The organism is Streptomyces sp. NPDC007162 (assembly GCF_040634175.1).
Lineage (GTDB): Bacteria > Actinomycetota > Actinomycetes > Streptomycetales > Streptomycetaceae > Streptomyces.
The window spans coordinates 1-20,823 of record NZ_JBEYFC010000122.1; the positions used below are offsets into that span (position 1 = coordinate 1).

General features: G+C 71.2%; 17 protein-coding genes and 1 pseudogene. 7 read left to right on the forward strand and 11 right to left on the reverse strand.

Annotated features, from left to right (window positions below; translation table 11 throughout):
• Positions 1-73 precede the first annotated feature (73 nt).
• On the forward strand, positions 74-520 hold the full coding sequence (locus tag ABZ646_RS17025; protein ID WP_360519073.1) for a DUF2550 domain-containing protein: 447 nt from the start codon (positions 74-76) through the stop codon (positions 518-520).
• An 8-nt stretch (positions 521-528) separates the two neighbouring features.
• Here the strand turns inward: ABZ646_RS17025 and ABZ646_RS17030 are convergent, their stop codons facing one another.
• Together ABZ646_RS17030 and ABZ646_RS17035 are read right to left on the reverse strand one after the other, a co-directional pair.
• Positions 529-2,355 carry a glycoside hydrolase family 18 chitinase gene (locus ABZ646_RS17030; RefSeq protein WP_360519076.1) on the reverse strand — a complete coding sequence of 609 codons (1,827 nt, stop codon included), beginning with the start codon at positions 2,353-2,355 and terminating at the stop codon, positions 529-531.
• A 155-nt stretch (positions 2,356-2,510) separates the two neighbouring features.
• Positions 2,511-3,083 carry a cob(I)yrinic acid a,c-diamide adenosyltransferase gene (locus ABZ646_RS17035; RefSeq protein WP_360519079.1) on the reverse strand — a complete coding sequence of 191 codons (573 nt, stop codon included), beginning with the start codon at positions 3,081-3,083 and terminating at the stop codon, positions 2,511-2,513.
• Positions 3,084-3,450: 367 nt separating this feature from the next.
• Here ABZ646_RS17035 and ABZ646_RS17040 point away from each other — a divergent pair, with 367 nt between their 5' ends.
• The 3 genes from ABZ646_RS17040 to ABZ646_RS17050 all read left to right on the forward strand — a co-directional run bounded on the left by ABZ646_RS17040 (position 3,451) and on the right by ABZ646_RS17050 (position 7,549).
• Positions 3,451-4,299, forward strand: coding sequence for a 3-hydroxyacyl-CoA dehydrogenase family protein (locus ABZ646_RS17040; protein ID WP_360519082.1), 849 nt, complete (start codon positions 3,451-3,453; stop codon positions 4,297-4,299).
• A gap of 197 nt (positions 4,300-4,496) precedes the next feature.
• Entirely contained in the window at positions 4,497-4,820 is a 324-nt protein-coding gene (locus tag ABZ646_RS17045; protein ID WP_053753244.1) for an STAS domain-containing protein, read from the forward strand.
• Between the two features lie 245 nt (positions 4,821-5,065).
• Positions 5,066-7,549 (forward strand): ATP-binding protein, encoded by a 2,484-nt coding sequence (locus ABZ646_RS17050; RefSeq protein ID WP_360519085.1) that lies wholly within the window; start codon positions 5,066-5,068, stop codon positions 7,547-7,549.
• 64 nt (positions 7,550-7,613) lie between these two features.
• On the opposite strand, the gene nucS is transcribed toward ABZ646_RS17050, so the two are convergent.
• Positions 7,614-8,285 carry an endonuclease NucS gene (nucS, locus tag ABZ646_RS17055; protein WP_360519088.1) on the reverse strand — a complete coding sequence of 224 codons (672 nt, stop codon included), beginning with the start codon at positions 8,283-8,285 and terminating at the stop codon, positions 7,614-7,616.
• Positions 8,286-8,562: 277 nt separating this feature from the next.
• Here nucS and ABZ646_RS17060 point away from each other — a divergent pair, with 277 nt between their 5' ends.
• The gene (locus ABZ646_RS17060; RefSeq protein ID WP_046734776.1) at positions 8,563-8,955 is read left to right on the forward strand and encodes an SCO5389 family protein; all 393 of its coding nucleotides are present in this window, start codon (positions 8,563-8,565) and stop codon (positions 8,953-8,955) included.
• Positions 8,956-9,060: 105 nt separating this feature from the next.
• Here ABZ646_RS17060 and ABZ646_RS17065 read toward each other — a convergent pair whose 3' ends face one another.
• A complete protein-coding gene (locus tag ABZ646_RS17065) occupies positions 9,061-10,101 on the reverse strand; it encodes an LLM class flavin-dependent oxidoreductase (protein WP_360519091.1) in 1,041 nt (346 codons plus the stop codon).
• Between the two features lie 221 nt (positions 10,102-10,322).
• Between ABZ646_RS17065 and ABZ646_RS17070 the strand changes: the two genes are divergently transcribed.
• Positions 10,323-10,664 carry an ATP/GTP-binding protein gene (locus tag ABZ646_RS17070; RefSeq protein ID WP_360519094.1) on the forward strand — a complete coding sequence of 114 codons (342 nt, stop codon included), beginning with the start codon at positions 10,323-10,325 and terminating at the stop codon, positions 10,662-10,664.
• Between the two features lie 20 nt (positions 10,665-10,684).
• Here ABZ646_RS17070 and ABZ646_RS17075 read toward each other — a convergent pair whose 3' ends face one another.
• The 7 genes from ABZ646_RS17075 to mce all read right to left on the reverse strand — a co-directional run bounded on the left by ABZ646_RS17075 (position 10,685) and on the right by mce (position 20,524).
• The gene (locus ABZ646_RS17075) at positions 10,685-11,569 is read right to left on the reverse strand and encodes an ABC transporter permease (protein WP_360519097.1); all 885 of its coding nucleotides are present in this window, start codon (positions 11,567-11,569) and stop codon (positions 10,685-10,687) included.
• Positions 11,566-12,816 (reverse strand): ABC transporter ATP-binding protein, encoded by a 1,251-nt coding sequence (locus ABZ646_RS17080; RefSeq protein WP_360519100.1) that lies wholly within the window; start codon positions 12,814-12,816, stop codon positions 11,566-11,568. The genes ABZ646_RS17075 and ABZ646_RS17080 overlap by 4 nt, the downstream gene beginning before the upstream one ends.
• Positions 12,817-12,937: 121 nt before the next feature.
• A complete protein-coding gene (locus ABZ646_RS17085) occupies positions 12,938-13,714 on the reverse strand; it encodes an ABC transporter permease (protein ID WP_360519103.1) in 777 nt (258 codons plus the stop codon).
• A 1-nt stretch (position 13,715) separates the two neighbouring features.
• The gene (locus ABZ646_RS17090; protein WP_360519105.1) at positions 13,716-14,672 is read right to left on the reverse strand and encodes an ABC transporter ATP-binding protein; all 957 of its coding nucleotides are present in this window, start codon (positions 14,670-14,672) and stop codon (positions 13,716-13,718) included.
• A 209-nt stretch (positions 14,673-14,881) separates the two neighbouring features.
• On the reverse strand, positions 14,882-15,817 hold the full coding sequence (locus ABZ646_RS17095) for a cellulose-binding protein (RefSeq protein ID WP_123974086.1): 936 nt from the start codon (positions 15,815-15,817) through the stop codon (positions 14,882-14,884).
• 195 nt (positions 15,818-16,012) lie between these two features.
• Positions 16,013-19,861, reverse strand: a complete 3,849-nt coding sequence (scy, locus tag ABZ646_RS17100) for a polarized growth protein Scy (RefSeq protein WP_360519108.1) — start codon at positions 19,859-19,861, stop codon at positions 16,013-16,015.
• A 222-nt stretch (positions 19,862-20,083) separates the two neighbouring features.
• On the reverse strand, positions 20,084-20,524 hold the full coding sequence (mce, locus tag ABZ646_RS17105) for a methylmalonyl-CoA epimerase (RefSeq protein ID WP_132888930.1): 441 nt from the start codon (positions 20,522-20,524) through the stop codon (positions 20,084-20,086).
• Between the two features lie 148 nt (positions 20,525-20,672).
• Here mce and ABZ646_RS17110 point away from each other — a divergent pair.
• Positions 20,673-20,823: pseudogene (locus ABZ646_RS17110) on the forward strand (acetyl-CoA C-acyltransferase); the annotation flags it as partial.

Below are 20,823 nucleotides of genomic sequence, written 5' to 3' on the forward strand. Positions count from 1 at the left end.
GTCCCAGCCGCGGCTGAGGTAGATCTGGGTCTTTTTACGTTCCATTACCTAGGAGACGGGGAGGTCGGTGCCGATGGTCCTCGCTCTGACTGTGGCCGGAATCGTGGTCGCGCTGGTGGTGGTGGGACTGTTCCTCTTCGGCCTGCGCCGCAGACTGATCCAGCGCTCCGGCGGCACCTTCGACTGTTCGCTGCGCTGGGACATCCCCGAGAAACCCGACGCCAACGGCAAGGGCTGGAGCTACGGCGTCGCCCGCTACAACGGTGACAGCGTCGAGTGGTACCGGGTCTTCTCCTACGCCTACCGCCCGCGCCGGGTCCTGGAGCGCGCCCGGATCGAGGTGGCCGGCCGCCGGCTTCCCGAGGGCGAGGAGGAACTGGCGCTGCTCTCCGACGCCGTGATCCTCTCCTGTACCCATCGGGGCACCCGCCTCGAACTCGCGATGAGCGAAGACGCGCTGACCGGATTCCTCGCGTGGCTGGAAGCAGCCCCGCCCGGTCAGCGCGTCAATGTTGCGTAGCCGTTCTCTTATGACAGCCCGGAGCTGATGGCGCTCACCAGTTCGCCGTTGCCCGTGTCGCCGCTGAACTCCCAGAAGAACGCGCCGCCAAGGCCCTGGGACCTGGCCCACGCCATCTTCGTGGCGATGGTCGACGGGGTGTCGTACGACCACCAGTTGCTGCCGCAGTGGGCGTACGCCGTGCCCGCGATCGTGCCGGTGGCCGGGCAGGACGTCTTGAGGACCTTGTAGTCCTCGATGCCCTGCTCGTAGGTGCCCGCCGCGGGTCCGGTGGCCGTGCCGCCCGGGGCGTCCTGGGTGACACCGGTCCAGCCGCGTCCGTAGAACCCGATCCCGATCAGCAGCTTGCTCGCGGGCACCCCGATCGCCTTGAACTTGGCCATCGCGTCAGCGGTGGTGTAGCCCGCCTTCGGGATGCCGGTGTACGAGGTGAGGGGGGAGTGCGGGGCGGTGGGGCCGGAGGCGTCCCAGGCGCCGAAGAAGTCGTACGTCATCACGTTGTACCAGTTGACGTACTGTGCGGCGCCCGCGTAGTCGGCGGCCTCGATCTTGCCGCCGGCCGAGCCGTCGGCGGTGGTGGCCGCGGTGACCAGGGCGCTGGAGCCGAACTTGGCGCGCAGCGCGGCCATCACGTTCTTGAAGGCCGCCGAGCCGCTGGTGTCGCAGCTCAGTCCGCAGGCGTTCGGGTACTCCCAGTCGATGTCGATGCCGTCGAAGACGTCGGCCCAGCGGGAGTCCTTGACCAGGTTGTAGCAGGAGTCCGCGAACGCGGTCGGGTTGGCCGCCGCCTGCGCGAAGCCGCCGGACCAGGTCCAGCCGCCGAAGGACCACAGGATCTTGATGTTCGGGTACTTGGCCTTGAGCTCGCGCAGCTGGTTGAAGTTGCCGGCCAGCGGCTGGTCCCAGGTGTCGGCGGCGCCGCTGACCGACTGGTCGGCGGTGAACGTCTTCTGGTAGTCCGCGTAGGCGTCGCCGATCGCGCACTGGCCGTTGGTGACGTTGCCGAAGGCGTAGTTGATGTGCGTGATCTTCGCGGCGGAACCGGACGTCACCAGGTTCTTGACGTTGTAGTTGCGGCCGTAGATGCCCCACTCGGTGAAGTAGCCGAGCTTGACCTTGTCACCGGTGGGCGGGGGCGTGGTCGTACCGCCGGTGGTGTGCACCGCGACCGCGCCGCTGACCGGTCCGGTCTGGTTCGCGGTGTCCCGGGCCTGGACGGTGTACGAGTAGTCGGTGCCGGCCGTGAGGCCCGTGTCGGTGTACGACGTGGTGGTCACCGTGGAGACGACCTTGCCGTCGCGCAGCACGTCGTAGTTCTTGACGCCCTTGTCGTCGGTGGCCGCCGGCCAGCTCAGCTGCACCGAGGTGTCGGTGATGCCGGAGGCGGTCGGGGTGCCGGGCGCGGACGGGGCCGAGTCGCCGGGGGTGGTGGTGCCCCCGTCACAGCTTCCGCCGTTCACGAGACAGCCGCTCGGGGAACCGGAGCCGGCCCCGTTGAAGCCGAAGGAGACGGAGGCGCCGGGGGCGAGGGTGCCGTTGTAGGACTTGTTCCTGGCCGTCCAGTGGGTGCCGGAGGAGGTGACGTCGGCGTCCCAGGCGGAGGTGACCGAGGTCCCGGAGGGGAAGTCCCACTCGACGGTCCAGGAGCTGATCGAGGCGGTGCCGGTGTTCTTGACGGTCCACTGGCCGCCGAAGCCGGTGCCCCAGTCCGAGGTCTTGGTGAAGGTCGCGGTCGCGGCCGTCGCGGCCTGGGCGGGGCTCGCGAGGCCGACCAGACCGGCCAGCGGGAGCAACAGGGTCGCGAACCCTGCCGCGGCTCTGTGTCTGAAGCGCATGCTGCGCCTCCCTCTTCGTCGGGGTGACGTGGGCATGACTGAGCCTTCATGCCCATGGTGCCGCGAGAATAGAAAGGTCTGGACCACCGGTCAATAGGTCTGGACCACCATCGCGAAACCGACGTCGCTCCCCAACTTCCCTGCCGGGGGCGGGACTACCGCTCCCCGCCCGGCACCCACAGCACGTCACCGGTGTCCTTGTTGGCCGTGCGGGCCAGGATGAACAGCAGGTCCGACAGCCGGTTGAGATAGGTCGCCGTCAGCGGGTTCATCGTCTCGCCGTGCGCCTCCAGCGCAGCCCAGGTCGACCGCTCGGCCCGCCGTACCACCGTGCAGGCCTGGTGCAGCAGGGCGGCGCCCGGCGTGCCGCCCGGCAGGATGAAGGAACGCAGTTTCTCCAGGCGCTCGTTGAAGCGGTCGCAGTCCGCCTCCAGCCGGTCGACGTAGAACTGCTCCACCCGCAGCGGCGGGAACTGCGGGTTCTCCACCACCGGCGTCGACAGGTCGGCGCCCACGTCGAACAGGTCGTTCTGCACGCGGGTGAGCACGGCGACGACCTCCTCGTCCAGCCCGCCCAGCGCGATCGCCGTCCCGATCACCGCGTTCGCCTCGTTGGCGTCCGCGTAGGCCGAGATCCGCAGATCCGTCTTGGCGACCCGGCTCATGTCCCCGAGGGCGGTGGTGCCCTGGTCGCCGGTCCTGGTGTAGATACGCGTCAGATTGACCATGTGACCAGCGTAGGTCCGGCGCCCCGGGGCGCGCGTGTGCCGACCGTCACGGCCGGTGTCGCCGAGGGGCGGCGGACCGGGGAGGCGGCCGGGGAGAACGAAACGGCCGAGGGGCCGTGCTGCGTACGAAGTGTCGCGAGGGGTGCCGCCTCTTCTCGGCGGTACACAGGACGTGTTGACGGCGAGGGCTCTCAACCGGGCCGTTCGGGGTGCGTCATGGCAGCCGCCGGCCGGCTCTTCTGACGGGACGTGACGGTTGTCTCACCCCCTGAGACCGTGACACGCATTACTTACCGGCTCTCCCGGACGCTCCCGGCGCTAGGGTCCGGCCAAGAGACATACCTAAACAGCGTGTAAGGGGAGCGGAGTGGCACGGAAGCTTGCCGTCATCGGTGCCGGCCTGATGGGTTCCGGCATCGCCCAGGTCGCCGCGCAGGCCGGCTGGGACGTGGTCCTGCGTGACGTCACCGACGAGGCACTGGACCGTGCCGTCGGCGGTATCCGGGCCTCGTACGACAAGTTCGTGAGCAAGGGGAAGCTGGAGGCGCACGACGCCGACACCGCCCTGGCCCGCATCACCACGACCACCGACCTCGACGCGGTCGCCGACGCGGACATCGTGGTCGAGGCCGTCTTCGAGAAGCTGGAAGTCAAGCACGAGATCTTCCGTGCGCTCGACAAGATCGTGCGCCCGGAGGCCGTCCTCGCCTCCAACACCTCCGCCATCCCGATCACCAAGATCGCGGCGGCCACCGAGCACCCCGAGCGGGTCGTCGGTGTCCACTTCTTCTCACCGGTGCCGATGATGCAGCTCGTCGAGCTGGTCCGCGGCTACAAGACGAGCGACGAAACCCTCGCCACCGCGCGGGAGTTCGCCGAGTCCACCGGCAAGACCTGCATCGTCGTCAACCGGGACGTCGCCGGTTTCGTGACGACCCGGCTGATCTCGGCGCTCGTCGTCGAGGCCACCAAGCTCTACGAGTCGGGCGTCGCCACCGCCGAGGACATCGACCTGGCCTGCAAGCTGGGCTTCGGTCACGCCATGGGCCCGCTGGCCACGGCCGACCTCACCGGCGTCGACATCCTGCTGCACGCCACCGGCAACATCTACACCGAGTCGCAGGACGAGAAGTTCGCCCCGCCGGAGCTGATGCGCCGGATGGTTGACGCCGGTGACATCGGACGCAAGAGCGGGCAGGGCTTCTACACGTACTGAGACATCGGTACGCGGACCCCCTGAACCGCCCCCGGACCAGCACGCACACGCACAAGCCCCGGACTTTTCACCCTCTGGGGTGAATTCGGAATCGGTTCGCTTACAGATGGCAACCTCTGACCGGTGAACGCCGTCAGAGGTTGCATCAACGGACAGCACTTTTCACGGAGTAGGACACGCACTCTCGGGGAGCGCATATGTACATCAGGGGCGACCACGCCGAGCTGGTCGTCGGGGGCCGCCTCGACGTCCGCAGCGCGGCGGACGCCCGCACGGTCCTGCACACGGCCGTCGACGACGGAGTCGGCGACCTGGTGCTGGACCTGTCCGAGCTGGACTCCTGGGACGCCACCGGACTCGGGGTGATCATGGGGGCCCACCGGCGGGCCGGCCGCTGCGGCCGCCGTCTGGTGCTGCGCGGGGTACCACCGCAGATGCAGCGCCTGCTGGTGGCCACCCGGCTGCACCGGATCCTGGCGATCGAGGGGGGCATCGGAGTGGAGTCGCTGCCCCGGGTGTGACACCGCCCCCGCCGGGTACCGGGTCATCGGCCCACGTCAGGTGCAATCCTCACGAGACTGTGACGTCTCGGACGGCGCGGTACCCCGGGCTGTCGTAGATACTGTGCGAAGGTTTAAGGTTCGGTCGCCCGCTGCCTTGCCACCCTTCGAGCGCGGGCCCGGACCAGAAGCGACAGCGCGGTGTGCAACAGGCCGGGAGGGGCCGGTATTCACGGCACACGACGCTTTTGGGGGGCTAGGAACCTATGGACCCGATCAACCCGGGACCCGAGGCGTACGGTCATGACGGCGACGGCCACGGCACGGCGCCGCGCCAGCGCCCGCCCAGGGAATCCCTGACCAACGACTTCGGCCAGAGCACACCACCGCTCGCCCGCACGGCACGGCTGGTCACCGGCGACTTCCTGTTGACGGTGAACCCGGTCGACGGCAGCGAGATAGAACCCTGCCCGCCGGCCGAACGCCCCGCACGACCGGAGAAGCGCACCGCCGACGAGCGCGCCGAGTACGAGCGCGCCGCCCTGCCGCCGGTACCGCCCGGCCCCGCCCGGCCCCAGCTGCCGCTCCTGGAGCGCCAGGACGACCGCGAACGGCTCGTACGTCTCCTTGCCCGCGGCCGCTCCGTACGGCTCACCGGCCCCGCGGGCTCCGGCCGCACCGCGCTCCTCGACCTGGTCGCCGACGACTGCTCCGACCTCGCCCCCGACGGCGTGGTCCGCCTCACGGGCTTCCACCGCACACCCGACGACCTCCTGCGCGACCTCTTCCACGCCGTCCACAAGGCGCCCGAGTACCGGCCGGACCACGAGGAGCTCCTCGAACTGGTCCGCGACATCGGCGCCGTCGTCGTCCTCGACGACCTCGAGTTCGGCGGCGCCGGACTCGACGAGCTGATCGACGCCACCCCCGAGTGCGCCTTCCTGCTCGGCGCCACCCCGGACGTGCCGGCGCCGTCCGCCGACTCCGCCGTCGAGGAGGTCCTCCTCGGCGGCCTGGACCGGGCCGGGGGAGTGGACATCCTGGAGCGCGCGGTCGGCCGGGTGCTCAGCGAGGAGGAGTCCAACTGGGCCGGCGACCTCTGGTTCGAGTCCGAGGGTCTGCCGCTGCGGTTCGTCCAGGCGGGCGCGCTGCTGCGGCAGCGCGACCAGCTGCGCGCCAGCACCGGCGCCGTCGACGAGTTCGGCGTCTTCGCGGACGCCCTGCCGACCGACGCGCCCATCGACACCGAGGCCGTCGAGGAGGCACCGCTGCCCTCCCTCGGCGAGGCCGCCGCGCCCGCCCCGCTGCTCGCCGCCCGCCTCAGCGCCTCCGCCCGCGCCACCCTGCGCCTCGCGGTCGCCCTCGGCGGCGAGGTGCCGCACCAGGCGCATCTGCCGGCGCTCGTCGGCGACACCCACGCGGACGCGGCCCTCGGCGAACTGGCGGGCTGCGGACTGGTGTCCCCGGTGGGCTCCCGCTACCGGCTCGCCTCGGGCGTCCTGCAGCAGCTGGAGGCCGCCGGGTACGCCGACGACACCGAGGCGCAGGCGCTCGCCGCCGCCCGGCACTACTCCTGGTGGGCCGGGCACCCGTCCGTCACCCCCGAGCGGGTCTGCGCCGAGGCCGACGCGATCCTCGCCGCCCTGGCGGTCGTGGTCCCGGCCGCGGTGCCGCCCGCGGAGGGCGAGGAGTCCACGCCGGTACGACTGGCCCGTACGGCCGCCCCCGCGTTCGCCGCGGGGCTGCACTGGAGCGCCTGGGAACGCGCCCTGCGGGCCGGGGCCGAGGCCTCCCGGCTCGCCGGTGAGGTCGGCGAACAGGCCTACTTCCACCACGAGCTGGGCATACTCGCGCTCTGCGGCGGCCTGCTGGACCGGGCCCGCGCGGAGCTGGAGGCGTCGATCGGGCTGCGCGGCGCGCTGTCCGACAAGCGGGGTACGACGGCGGGCCGGCGCGCGCTGGCCCTGGTGGCCGACCGCTCGGGCGAGGTGCTTCCCGGCCTCGCGGCGATGGCGGGCGACGAGATCCCCGACGCCCGGCACGAGGAGTCCATATCCCCTGCGGGCGGGGTCACCCGGCCCTTCCCGGCCGTGCACTCCCCGACCTCGGACACGGTCGTCACCCAGCGCGTCGCGCAGGAGCCGGTACGCCGCGGCGGTGTGGCCGGGCTCGGCCGGATGGCCCGCCGCAACCTGGTGGCGGTCGGCTCGGGCGTCCTGCTCACGGCGGTCCTCGGCACCGTGGTCGGCCTCGGCATGACCTCCCACGACAACGCCGACAACCCGTCCAACAACGTCAGCGTCAACCCTTCGGCGAGCGAGGGCACGGGCGACGGGAGCCTGGGGGCGGACCCGGGGCAGAGCTCGGGCACGTCGACCCCGGGCACGACGGGCGGGCCGACGGCCCCGGTCACGCACGGCACTTCGGACAACCCGGCCTCACCGACGAACGGGACGACACCTTCGGACACGCCGAGCGGGACGCAGGGGACGTCGGGCGGCGGAACGACCCACTCGCCGTCCATGTCGCCGTCGCCGACGAGGTCGCCCTCGCATTCGCCGTCCGCGAGCCCGACGAGGTCCTCAGCGTCGCCTTCGGAGCCAACCTCGGAGTCTCCGTCTGTGACCCCTTCCGACACCCCGTCCACGACGAACAGCGCCAGCGGCCCGGTCTCCGACTCCCCGTCGGTCACCACGTCCAGCGCGTCCGAGAGCGTCACCCCCGGTACCTCCACCGGCGCGGTCATCTGACCCACGACCGAGGGCCGGTCTCCACGTCGGAGACCGGCCCTCGGTCGTACCTGGCGCCAGGGGTTCAGAACAGGCGCAGTTTGTCGTCCTCGATGCCTCGCAGGGCGTCGTAGTCGAGGATCGTGCAGCCGATGCCCCGGTCGGTCGCCAGGACCTTTGCCTGGGGCTTGATCTCCTGGGCCGCGAAGATGCCGCGCACCGGGGCCAGGTGGGGGTCGCGGTTCAGGAGTTCCAGGTAGCGGGTGAGCTGTTCCACGCCGTCGATCTCACCCCGGCGCTTGATCTCGATCGCCACCGTCTGCCCCTCGGCGTCGCGGCACAGGATGTCCACCGGGCCGATCGCGGTCATGTACTCGCGCCGGATGAGCGTGTAACCGTCGCCGAGCGTCTCGATGCGGTCGGCCAGCAGCTCCTGGAGGTGCGCTTCCACGCCGTCCTTGATCAGCCCCGGGTCCACGCCGAGTTCGTGCGAGGAGTCGTGCAGGACCTCCTCCATCGTGATGATGAGCTTCTCGCCCGCCTTGTTGATGACGGTCCAGACGCCTTCCTCGTCACCGGTCCCCTCCTTCAGCGTGCACGGCGGCGACATCCAGTTCAGGGGCTTGTAGGCCCGGTCGTCGGCGTGGATCGAGACGCTGCCGTCCGCCTTGACCAGGATCAGACGGGGAGCCGAGGGAAGGTGGGCGGTGAGCCGGCCGGCGTAGTCGACGGAGCACCGGGCGATGACGAGACGCATGGTCGGCAACGCTACTCGACGCCCCGCCCTCCACGCGATTCGCCCGTACACCACCGCCACCGGAGCCTGACGGGGCGCCTGCACACCTCTGTTCAACTCTGGCCGATTGTGTGCCTAAAGGGACCGTCGCATATACGCAATCTCCTGGTGGGGTCACCGTCCGTTGCCTACCGTAGTGAACGGGAGGTCGCGGTGTGTGTACTCAGCGTGTTCGGTATCGCGAACCCCCTTATCTGTCCGGCAACCCCTGCTGTTCGGGGGTGCGAGAGGAGAACCCATGTCGCTCGACGTCTCACCGGCCCTACTCGAACAGGCCGAGCGAGGCGAGGTCGACGAAGCAGAATTCGTCGACTGCGTCCGGACCTCCCTGCCCTACGCGTGGGAGATGATCAGCTCCCTGGTGGCCCAGCTGAAGGTGGACGGCGGACAGTTCGCCGACAACCAGACGCCCCCGCCGGACGAGCAGGCACGCGGTCAGCTGTTGCGTGCGCTCGCGAGTGACGCCATACGCGGCGCCCTGCAGCGGCACTTCGGTGTGCGGCTGGCCTTCCAGAACTGCCACCGGGTTGCGGTGTTCCCGCTGGACGCCTCGGTCGACGAGACGCTGGCCCGCTTCACCTCGGTGCGCAGTCAGCTGCTGAACCAGTCCCCGGAACTCCGGGACTGCTGACGCGGTGTTTCGCCACTGCTGAGGCAGTGAGCCGCTTGCTTGCCGCTCCGGACGCGGGAGGTGCATCAGAGTCACTGGGGCGGCAAGCTCCCCGCGGCGGCCGGGTCACCTGAGGTTGGGGAGTACCTCGGTGCCCAGCCGTCGTACGTTCTCCTCCGTGGCCGCGAGATCCCCGGAGCCCTCGGTCAGCAGGGCGAAGCGGGTGATGCCGGTCCGCTCGGAGGTCGCGGCGAGCCGGTCGGCGCAGAGCCGGGGAGTGCCCACCGGGTGCAGTCCGCAGAGCAGTTCGGTGTACGCGAGCGGGTCGCGCATCGAGCGAATCCGGCCGTCCACCGTGACATGGGCCTCCAGCCCCTGCTTCAGCCAGCCGGGCATCGCCTTCGTCAGGGTCTCGGCGGCGTCGGTGCGGCTGTCCGCGATCTGGCAGACGCCGGCCGACACATGGGCCGCCCCCGCGATCTCGTCGCCGGGCCGTCCGGCCGCCCGCGCGTGCTGCCGCCACAGCGCGACCATCTCGGCCTTCTCCTCGTCCCCGACGTGCATGCCGAGCAGCATCGGCAGCCCGCGTCCGGCGGCCAGCCGGACACTCGACGGCGAGGTGCAGGCGACCACGACCTCAGGGCCGGGAACCTCCGCGAGGTTCTCCGCCAGCGCCTCCGACGGGCGGGGTACGACGGGGACTTCACGGAAGGAGAAGCGCGGTCCGTCGGCCGACACGGCCGGTTCGCGCAGCCAGCGCATCAGCAGATCGAGTGATTCGGGGAAGCCGTGCTCGTACGCCTCCAGTCCGGACCCGAACACCTCCAGGTCCACCCACGGTCCGCCCCGCCCGACGCCGAGCGTGAAGCGGCCGCCGCTCGTCACATGGAGCAGCGCGGCCTGCTCGCCGAGGGCGACGGGGTGCACGGTGGGCAGCACACTGACCGCCGTGCCGACCCGCAGCCGCCGGGTACGGCCCAGCAGCAGCGCCGCCAGCGTGATGGCCGAGGGGCACGTGCCGTACGGCACGAAGTGGTGCTCGGCCAGCCAGACCGCGTCCAGACCGGCCTCTTCGGACACCTCCGCGGTCCGCACCGCCCGGTGCAGGGCCTCCCCCTGGCCCTGGCCCGGGAACTGGGCGGCCAGCACAAAACTTCCTACGCGCATCGCTTTCCTGCTTTCCTGGCTCCTACCCGGAGCTCCCCCACCGGGCATAACCGTCCGACACGTGCCGAGGACACGGTCTGGCGGAAAGATTTCCGGATTGTCGGGAGAATGGGTCGCCCTGAAGGGGGACTTGTGCGGGTCGGCGCCCTACGCGTACCCCTGTGCGCGCGTCGTAGGCTGGACTCAGCCCGTGCTTCCTGTATAGCTCCGAGAGGTGTCCCGTGTCCCCGCGTCGCAACCGGCTCAAGGGCCCGAACGCAGCGGCCTCGTCCGGCCGGAGCGCCGAGGACGACCGCGCGGACCGCTACGGCGGCTGGCAGTCCACGGAGAGCTGGCAGGGCGAGGAGTGGAGCGTACGGCATGTGGCGGGCGCCAGCGCGGTCGGCAAGACGTACCGCTGCCCGGGCTGCGACCAGGTGATCCCCTCCGGGGTGCCGCACGTGGTGGCCTGGCCGGAGCACTCGGGCGTCGACGAGCGCCGGCACTGGCACAAGGCCTGCTGGAACGCGAAGGACCGCCGCACCACGCGGGTGCAGCGGTCCCGTAACGCGCCGAAGTTCTAGAGCCTGTCGCGGATGTCCCGCTAGACGTCCCGCTTCTCCAGCAGCAGGCAGGCGCCGCCGAAGGCCAGGGCGGTCACCACCAGCATGATCCACAGCGGGTCCCAGCCCGACGGGCCCTCCTGGCTGAGCGAGTTGGAGTAGAAGATGCTCAGCTGGTTCGGGATCGAGTACTCGAACAGGGCCGTGCGCACCTTCTCCAGCGACTGCGAGAACATGAACAGCGCGATCACCAGCGGGGCGAGCAGCGCGCCGATCATGATCGTGATGGCGCCCGCGGAGTGCCGGATGATCGAGCCGACGAGCAGCGAGACCAGCCCCAGCAGCGCCATGTAGAAGCTGACACCCACGGTCGCCTTCAGCCAGTCCCCGTTCGTCGGGGTCCGCGCGCCCGTGTCGCTCAGCATCGACGCCTGGGTCATGGCCACGAACGCGCTGGCCGCCAGTGTGACCACGAAGGCGACCGCGAAGAAGACGATCGCCTTCGCCGCGAGCACCCGGATCCGCGACGGGCAGGCGACCGTCGTCGTACGGATCATGCCCGTGCCGTACTCGGAGGCGGTGGTCAGCACGCCCAGCGTCATGATGCACATGCTGCCGATCAGCAGCCCGAAGAAGCCGAGCGACAGCGGGTTCTCCCCAGTCATGTCGGAGGACGACGCGGAGCCGCTGACCAGGGCGCCGGCCAGCAGGCCGATGCCGACCACCAGGACCACGAAGACACCGAGCGTCCAGATCGTCGAACGCACCGACCTGATCTTCGTCCACTCGGAGCCGATCGCGTGCCCGAGGTGGGTGCGCACCACCGGGATCGGCGAGACGTAGCCGGGGTACGGGCCGCCGGGTGCCGCCTGCCACTCGGGCGCGGCCGGGGCCGTCTGCGGCGTCGCGGGCTGGTGGGTGCTCATCGGGCGTCCTCGGGCTTGGTCAGGTCGGCGGGGGCGGGGGCGGAGGCGGAGGAGGGAGCGGGCGCGGGGGCGGCCGGCGGCGCGGGCGCCGGGACCGGCCCGGGTGCGGGGGCCGCGTAGGGGTTCTGGGGGCCGTAGGGGCCCTGGAGGACCTCGGGGGCGCCGTACGCACCCGCGGGCGCTCCCGGGGCGCCGTACGCCCCGGGGAAGGGTCCGCCGCCCTGCTGGGGCGGCGGCGGGGCGTACCAGCCCGGCTGGCCCTGCCCGGGCACCGGCATCGGCGGCTGCGCGCCCGGCGGCAGCGGCGGCTGGAAGCCGGCCAACTCGTCGGAGGTGGACCGGTAGTCGACGGCACCCTGCGTCATCCGCATGTACGCCTCCTCCAGGGAGGCCTGGTGCGGCGACAGCTCCCACAGCCGTACGTCCGCCCCGTGCGCCAGGTCGGCGATGCGCGGCAGCGGCAGGCCGGTCACCCGCAGCGCGCCGTCCTGCTCGGGCAGCACATGGCCACCGGCCTCGGTCAGCGCCGAGGTGAGCTTCTCGCGCAGCTGCGGCTCGGTGTCCGGGGTGCGGACTCTCGCGAAGTCGGCGGAGTTGGCCGAGATGAAGTCGGTCACACTCATGTCGGCGAGCAGCTGGCCGCGCCCGATGACGATGAGGTGGTCGGCGGTCAGCGCCATCTCGCTCATCAGGTGGGAGGAGACGAAGACCGTACGGCCCTCGGCCGCCAGGGACCTCATCAGGTTGCGCACCCACAGGATGCCCTCGGGGTCGAGGCCGTTGACCGGCTCGTCGAAGAGCAGCACCTGGGGGTCGCCGAGCAGCGCGGCGGCGATGCCCAGGCGCTGGCCCATGCCCAGCGAGAAACCCTTGGAACGCTTGCCGGCCACGTCCTGAAGGCCCACCACGCCGAGCACCTCGTCCACCCGGCGGGCCGGGATCGCGGACAGCTGGGCCAGCGAGAGCAGGTGGTTGCGGGCGGACCGGCCGCCGTGCACGGCCTTGGCGTCGAGCAGCGCGCCGACCTGGCGGGCGGCGCTGGGCAGCTTGCGGTACGGGTAGCCGCCGATGGTGACCGAGCCGGCGGTCGGGTTGTCCAGACCCAGGATCATCCGCATGGTCGTCGACTTGCCCGAGCCGTTGGGCCCGAGGAAGCCGGTGACGGCTCCGGGCCGTACCTGGAAGGAAAGGTTGTACACGGCGGTCTTGTCGCCGTATCGCTTGGTCAGGCCGACAGCCTCGATCATGCTCCGCACCCATCGAAAGGATCAGGACAGCAGGGCAGACGCCCCCGTAAGGGTTAGGAGGATATCCGGGCGTTGACGGTTCCCATCAAGATCTGGCAAAGCCGGACGGTGACCCGGACGGTCACTGGGCATCCCGCTTCCTCAGCAGGAGGTACCCGCCGGCCAGCGCGGCGGCCACCCACAGCCCCATGATCCCGAGCCCGCCCCAGGGCCCGTAGGGGACGTCGTCGCCGACCCTCGGTACCACCTGCATGATGTGGCTGCCCGCCTGGTCCGGCAGGAACCGGCCGATCTTCTTGGTCGCGTCGACGTTGCCGAGGATGTTGGAGATCAGGAAGAAGAACGGCATCAGGATGCCCAGCGACAGCATCGGCGAGCGCAGCATCGTGGCCACGCCCATGGAGAACACCGCGATGAGCGTCATGTAGAGCCCGCCGCCGACGACGGCGCGCAGCACCCCCGGGTCACCGAGGTACGCCCGGTGCGGGCCGAGCATCGCCTGCCCGAGGAAGAAGGCGGCGAAGCTGGTCACCATGCCGACCACCAGCACCAGGGCCGCCGCCACCGCGATCTTGCTGAACAGGAAGGTGCCGCGCCGCGGCACGGCGGCCAGCGAGGTGCGGATCATGCCGGTGCTGTACTCGTTGGAGACCACGAGCACGCCGAAGACGATCATCGCGAGCTGGCCCAGGGTCATCCCGGCGAAGCTGATGTTCGTCGGGTCGAAGGAGAGCCGCTGCCGCGCGGGCATGTTGCCGAACTGGCTGTTCGCCAGCGCGGAGAGCAGCATCCCGAGCGCCACGGTGACCACGAGGGCCAGGGACAGCGTCCACACCGTGGACGCGACCGACCGGATCTTGGTCCATTCGGACCGGACGACCTGGGTGACGACCGCCATCTCACGCTCCCCTGTCCCAGCCGGTGCCCCAGGCCTGCGGTGCCCGGGGCGAGTCGGCGTGCGCGTGGTACTCCACCGTCTCCGCGGTCAGTTGCATGAACGCCTCCTCCAGCGAGGCCTGCTGGGTGCTCAGTTCGTGCAGCACGATCCCGTGCTGTGCGGCCAGCTCTCCGATCGGTTCGGCCTTCCCGCCCTCCGCCTCCAGCGCTCCGGTGCCCGTCTGCACGACGGTGATCCCGGCCTGGTGCAGCACGTCGAGCAGCCGCTCGCGCTGCGGGGAGCGGACCCGGACGTACGACCGTGAGTTGGCCCGGATGAAATCCGCCATGGAGGTGTCGGCGAGCAGCCTGCCCTGCCCGATGACGACGAGGTGCTCGGCGGTCAGCGCCATCTCGCTCATCAGGTGGGAGGAGACGAACACCGTCCGCCCCTGGGTGGCCAGCGATTTCATCAGGGTCCGGATCCAGTGGATCCCCTCCGGGTCGAGGCCGTTCACCGGCTCGTCGAACATCAGGATCCGCGGGTCCCCGAGCAGCGCCCCGGCGATCCCGAGCCGCTGGCCCATCCCGAGCGAGAACCCCTTGGCCTTCTTCCTCGCCACGGCCGTGAGCCCGACGGTGTCCAGCACCTCGGCGACGCGTGCCTTCGGGATGCCGTTGCTCTGCGCGAGGCACAGCAGATGGTGGTAGGCGCTCCGGCCGCCGTGCACGCCCTTGGCGTCGAGCAGTGCCCCCAGGTACGTCAGCGGGTCCTTGAGCTCCTCGTACCGTTTGCCGTCGATCCGCACCCGGCCGGACGTGGGGTGGTCGAGTCCGAGGATCATCCGCATGGTGGTGGACTTCCCGGCGCCGTTCGGTCCGAGGAACCCGGTCACGATGCCGGGCCGCACGGTGAAGGTGAGGTCGTCGACCGCGGTCTTGTCGCCGTAGCGTTTGGTCAGGCCCGCCAGCTCGATCATGCGGCCACGCTATGACCGGGCTTGTGCGACTGCCACCTGAGCGGCCCCTGAGGGTGTGCTGGTGGAAATCGGGGGCGGCGCCGCGGGGGCGGGGACCGTAGCCGGGTCTCGGTTGTCTCTGGTTGCTCGCGCAGTTCCCACCGGGCCCGCAGCCCATGACGAAGGCCCGCATCCCCGAGGGGAATGCGGGCCTTCGTTGTCGTCGGGTGTTACCGGGACTGCTGGGCCGGAACCCCGCGGGAGATCGGCTCGTCCTCGGCCGGCGAGCTGGCCGCGGCCACCGCGGCGCCCGTCAGCGTCGCCAGCATCTCGCGGACGTTGGTCAGCTGCGCGTTGATGCTGTCGCGACGGTTCGTCAGCGCGGCGAGCTCGCGCTCCGATTCCGAACGGATCCGGTCGGCCTTGGCGTTCGCGTCCGCGACGATGTCCTCGGCCTGACGCTGAGCCGTCTCGACGGTCTGACGCGCCCGGCGCTCGGCGTCCGTACGCAGCTTCTCGGCCTCCAGGCGGAGCTGCTCCGCGCGGTGCTCGATCTCGGCGAGGCGCTTCTCGGCCTTCTGCTGACGGGACGCCAGGTCACGCTCGGACTGCTCGCGCCGCTTCGCGAGGTTCGTCTCGAAGTCGGCGGCGGCCTGCGCGGCCTTCGCGCGGGTCTCCTCGAAGAGGGCGTCCGCCTCCTCGCGCTTCGACTGCGCGTCCTTCTGTGCCTCGGAGCGCAGCTGCGACGCGTCGCTCTTGGCCTTCTCGACGATCCGGACGCCCTCGTCCTCGGCCTTGGCCTTGCGCTCCGCAGCGAACGATTCTGCGTCGTTGCGCACCTGCTGGGCCGCCGACTCGGCGAGCTCACGGTGCTGCTCGGCGGCCCGGCGGGCCTCCTCGCGCAGGTCCTTCGCCTCCTCCTCGGCGAGGCGGAGGATCTTCTCGACACGCGCGCCGAGACCCGCGTACGACGGCTCGGCGTCGGTCACGGCGGCCTGGGCGTTCTGCGTCTCGAGGTGGAGCTCCTCGATGCGCTTTTCCAGAGCGGTGATGCGGGCGAGAGCGCTGTCACGGTCGGAGACGAGCTTGGAGATCCGTTCGTCCACCTGAGCGCGGTCGTACCCACGCCGCACAAGCTCGAAGCCGTAGGGGGAAGTGTCGCTCATGGGTTTCCTGTCGAGTGAGACCGGTGAGGTGATAGGTGGAATCCTAGGGGCGAAAGCGGTGTGTCATCGAGCGGATGCGTGTTTGATCTGGAGAATGACACCCCTTTTGGGTGGCTAGCTACGAGATCGCTTGCCAAAGCCTCTGCGGACGAACCGGTCAAATACCACAGAACACTACAGAATCAACCCTGGTCGCTAGCCTTCTGACGACTTGCCACCCGATCGAGGGGCACCCACCGAACTGCCCGCCTTGACCCCGCCCTCCTTGTTGGCCGACGGGGCCTCGAAGGACTCCAACGCCTCCAGGACGTCCTGGACACGGGAGATCTCGCCGTTGATGTTCTCCCGCCGGCGCTCCAGGATCTCCAGCTCGCGCCGGCCCTCCTCGACGGTGCGCCGGGCCTCGCGGATCGCCTCGGCCTTGAGCTCCTCGGCCTCCCGGACGAGCGTGGCCTTCTTCTGCTCGGCCTCCTTGAGCAGCCCCTCGGCCTTCTTGACGGCGGCGATCCGGACCTTGCCCGCCTCGGAGTTGGCCTCCGAGACCAGGTCCTTGGCCTTGGCCTGGGCCTTGGCGAGCTGCTCCTCGGCGGCCTTGATGAGCGCGTCGCAGCGGTCGCCGGTCGACTTCATGGTCTCGGCGGCCTCCCGGCGGGCCCGCTCGTGCAGCTCCTCGATCTCGTTCGTGATGCGCTCGCGCAGCTCCTCGGCCCGCTCCCTTATGGCGGTGGCGTCCCGGCGGGCGCCGACGAGCAGCCCGTCCGCGTCCGTACGGGCCCTCTCGACCCGCGTGTTGCCCTCGACCGTGGCCTCCGACACCAGCCGGTCGGCCTCCTTGCGGGCCGCGCCCACCATGGTGTCGGCCTGTGCCTCGGCGTCCGCGGTGGTCTTGAGTGCCTGCGCCTGCGCCTCGGTGAGCAGCTTGTCGGCCTCGGCGGTCGTCTCGTTGATGAGCGTGTCGACCTGCTCGGCCACGTCCTGGCGCCGCTTGTTGGCGTCCTTGCGGGCCTCGTCGAGCGTCCTTTCGGCCTCCTCGCGCGCGGCGTTGACCACGCGCTCGGCCTCCGCCTCCGCGTCCGCCTTGAGCCGCTCGGCGTCGCTGCGGGTGCGGTCGGCGTGCAGCTGGGCCGAGCCGACCGTCTCCGCGGCCTCGGCGCGCAGCCGCTCCGCGTCCCCGGTGGCGTCCGCGATGAGCTTCTCCGCCCTCGCGATGGCGTCCGCGCGGACGCGGTCGGCCTCCGCGATGGTCTCGTTCTGGAGGAGCTCGGCCTCGTTACGGGCCTCCGTGATGAGCGTGTCGGCCTGGGTCGCCGCGTCCGAACGGATCCGGTTGGCGTCCTCCCGGGCCTCCGCCCGGGTACGGCCGGCGTCCTGGTCGGCCTGGGCGATGGTGTCGGAGGCCTCGGTGCGCACCCGCTGGGCGTGCGCGGACGCCTCCGAACGCAGCCGCTCCGACTCCGACATGGCGTCCGCGACCGTGCGCTCGGCGAGCGCCTTCGCGGCTTCCGACGCCTCGCCCGCCTCGCGCCGGATCCGGGCCGCGTCCTCGCTGGCCCGCTCCCGCTCGGCGTAGGCGTCGGCGCGGACCCGGTCCGCCTCCTCCTCGGCCTCCCGCCGGGTGCGGTCCGCGGCGTGCTCGGCGGCCGAGCGCAGCCCGGTGATCTCCTCCTGCGCCTGCTCGTGCAGCCCGGAGACCGAGTCCCGTACCTGCTGGGCGTGGAGTTCGGCGGCCGACACCATCTCGGTGGCCCGCCGGTCCGCCTCCTCGACCAGCCGTACCGCCTCGGCCTGCGCCTCCTCGACCCGGTTGCGGGCGGAGGCGAGCAGGTCCTCGCTCTGCTCGCGGGCCCGCTCCCGCTCCTGGTCGGCCTCCTGGCGGGCGGAACCGAGCAGGTCCTCGGCCTCGCGGCGGCGCCGGGCGGCCTCCTCCTGGGCCGCGGCCAGCGTCTCGGACGCCTCGGTGGACAGCCGCTCGGCGGCCGCCTGCGCCTCGGCGCGGACCCGGTCGGCGGTGTCCTGGGCCTCCTGCTTGAGCCGCTCCGCCTCGGCCGCGGCCTCGGACCGCAGCCGTACGGCGATGTTCTCGCCCTCCGCGCGCGACGCGGAGGCGTCCGCGGCGGCCTCGTCGCGCAGCCGCTCGGCCTCGGTCTCGGCCTGCTGCTGGAGCGAACGGATGCGCTCGGCGGCCTCGGACCGCAGCCGCTCCGTCTCCTCGGCGGCCTCCCGGCGGATCCGGCCGGCCTCCTCGCGGGCTTCGGTCAGCGACTGCTCGGCGCCGGCCAGCCGGTCCTCGGCCTCGCCGTGCAGCCGGGCCAGCTCCTCGGCGGCCTCCGCGCGCCGGGCCTCCACACCCCGCTCGGCCTCCTCGCGCAGCTCGGCGGCGGCCCGCTCGGCGTCCGCCTTGAGCGCCTCGGACTGCTCCTCGGCCTCCGCGCGGAGCCGGTCGGCCTCCTGCCGGGTCCGCTCCAGGGTCTCCTCGGCCTGCCGGCGCAACGCGGTGGCGCGCTCGATGGCCTCGGTGCGGACCTTCTCGCTGTCGGCGGTCGCGGTCTGCCGCAGCTCGTCGGCGTCGGCCTTGGCCTTGGCGAGCAGCTCCTCGGCGGACTTGGCCGCCTCCTCGATCTGCTGCACGGCCTCGCGCCGGGCCTCGGCGCGGATCGACTCGCCCTCGGCGACCGCGTCGGCGCGCAGCTGCTCGGCCTCGCCGCGCAGCCGGCGGGCCTCCTCCTGCAGTTCGACCGTCTTGGCGCGGTACTCCTTGGTGTCGTCCTTCGCCGTGCCCTTGAGCTGCTCGGCGATGTCGTGGGCCTCGGCGCGCAGCCGGTCCGCCTCGGTCTCCGCCTCGGTGCGGATCCGCTCGGCCTCCTCGGCGGCGGCCTTGGTGGTCCGCTTGGCCTCCTCGGAGGCCTTGTTGAGGACGTCCTCGGCGGTCTTGGCGGCCTTGGACAGCTGGGAGGCGCTCTCCTCGGCGGTGAGGGTGCGGGCCTTCTCGGAGGCCTCCGCGATGATCTTCTCGGCCTCGGCCTTGGCGTCCGTGACGATCTGCTCGGCGTCCGCCTTGGTGACCTCGGCGTCCTTGGTGGCCTCGGTGACCAGCCGGGCGACCTGCTCCTTCGCCGTCCGGGTGCGCTGCTCGTTGGTGGCCTCCGCGCTCGCCAGCGCCTTGGCGGCGGTCGCCTCGGCCTCGGCGACCAGCTTCTCGGCCTCCGACTGCGCCTTGCGCAGCGCCTCCTCGGCCTCGGCCATCCGCTGCTCGGCGGCCCGGCTCAGCTCCCCGGCCTGCCGACGGGCCGCGTCCGACTCCGTCGCGGTGGAGCTGCGCAGCTGCTCCGCGTGGTCGGTGGCCTCCTGGGCCTGCGTGGAGGCGGCGTTGAGCAGCCGCTCGGCGTCCCGGCGGGCCCGCAGCAGGATCTGCTCGGCCTCCGCGCGCGCCGTCTCGGTGTCGCTGGTCAGCCGCTGCCGGGCCTCGTTCGTCAGGCGCTCGGCCTCGGCACGGGCCGCGGCCATGGCCTGCTCGGCCTCGGCACGCGACTCGTCGAGCAGCCGCCGGGCCTGGGACTCGGTGCGCGCCCGCAGCTGCTCGGCCCACGCCACGTTCTCGTTGACGTGCGACTCGACGGTCTGCCGGCGTTCGGCCAGCTCCTGGTCCAGCTGCTGGCGGCGGGTCACCGCCTCCTGGTGCAGCTCGGACTGGAGCCGCGCGGCCTGCTCGGCGTGCTCCTGGAGGATCCGCTGGGTCTGCGCCCGGGCCTCCGCGGCCACCCGCTCCGCCTCCTGGCGGATCTGGTCGGCCTGCATCTGGGCGTTGCGGAGCATCTGCTCGGCCTGATAGCCGATGTCACCGCCGTCGAACGCGGGCCGGGACATGATGGTGCGCCGCGCCTCGTGCAGCTTGGCGCGCAGCACCTCGACCTGGTAGCCGAGGTCCTCGGCATGCTGGATCGCCTTTTCCCGCTCGGTCTTCAGCCGCTTCATCTCGGCTTCGAAACGAGTGAGGTGGTCGACGTCAGCCGCCGGCTCTCGCTCCTGGCTCTCGTAGCCCCGCACTGCGCGGTCCCATCCGTCCCCTGGTCGCAACCTTCTCCGTACGAGCCCCGTCCATCCGCCGAACGGGGCCCCCGGGGAATGGTGTCAGATCAACGGCGGAGCATGGGCTGCTGCCCCGACGCTCGTCCCCCGAAACCCGGACCCCGGCATGCGGCCGCCCCGGCCCTGCGAACCTGCGAAGGGACGACCGCCCCCAACCCTACCGGCCCATATGTACGAGGGTCAGTGCTCAGGTGACTCAACAGCCGCCGAAGTGACCAGTTCTGTCAGTACTCCGTGGCAATCCTTCGGATGCAGGAAGGTGATCCGCGACCCCATGGAGCCGCGCCGGGGCTCGTCGTACAGAACGCGTACGCCCTTGGAACGGATGTCCGCGGCGTCGGTGTCGACGTCCGCCGTACCGAAGGCGATGTGGTGGACGCCCTCGCCGTTCTTCGCCAGCCACTTCCCGACCGCCGAGTCCTCCCTGGTCGGCTCCAGGAGCTGCAGGTAGGAGGCGCCGCCGTCGGACGTCTCGTTGATCTTGAGCATCGCCTCCCGCACGCCCTGCTCCTCGTTGACCTCGGTGTGGAACACCTCGAAGCCGTACGTGGCCCGGTAGAACTCGACGGTCGCGTCGAGGTCGTGGCAGGCGATCCCGATGTGGTCGATTCGCGTCAGCATGGATTCAGTGCAGCGCCACGACGGTGGTTACGCAACGTGCCAGCGATCACACTGACGGCCCGATGACGGCACGGAGTGCCACTCAGTACCTTGGAAGTAAACCCTCGTTCACTCCTCGGCAGTGCAGCCGGTAAGGGGATCGCAGCTCATGTCTGGATCGAACAGCACGACCTCGGTGATCGTCGCGGGCGCGCGTACGCCCATGGGACGACTGCTGGGCTCGCTGAAGTCCTTCTCCGGAGCCGACCTCGGCGGCTTCGCGATCAAGGCCGCCCTCGACCGTGCGGGGATCGGGGGCG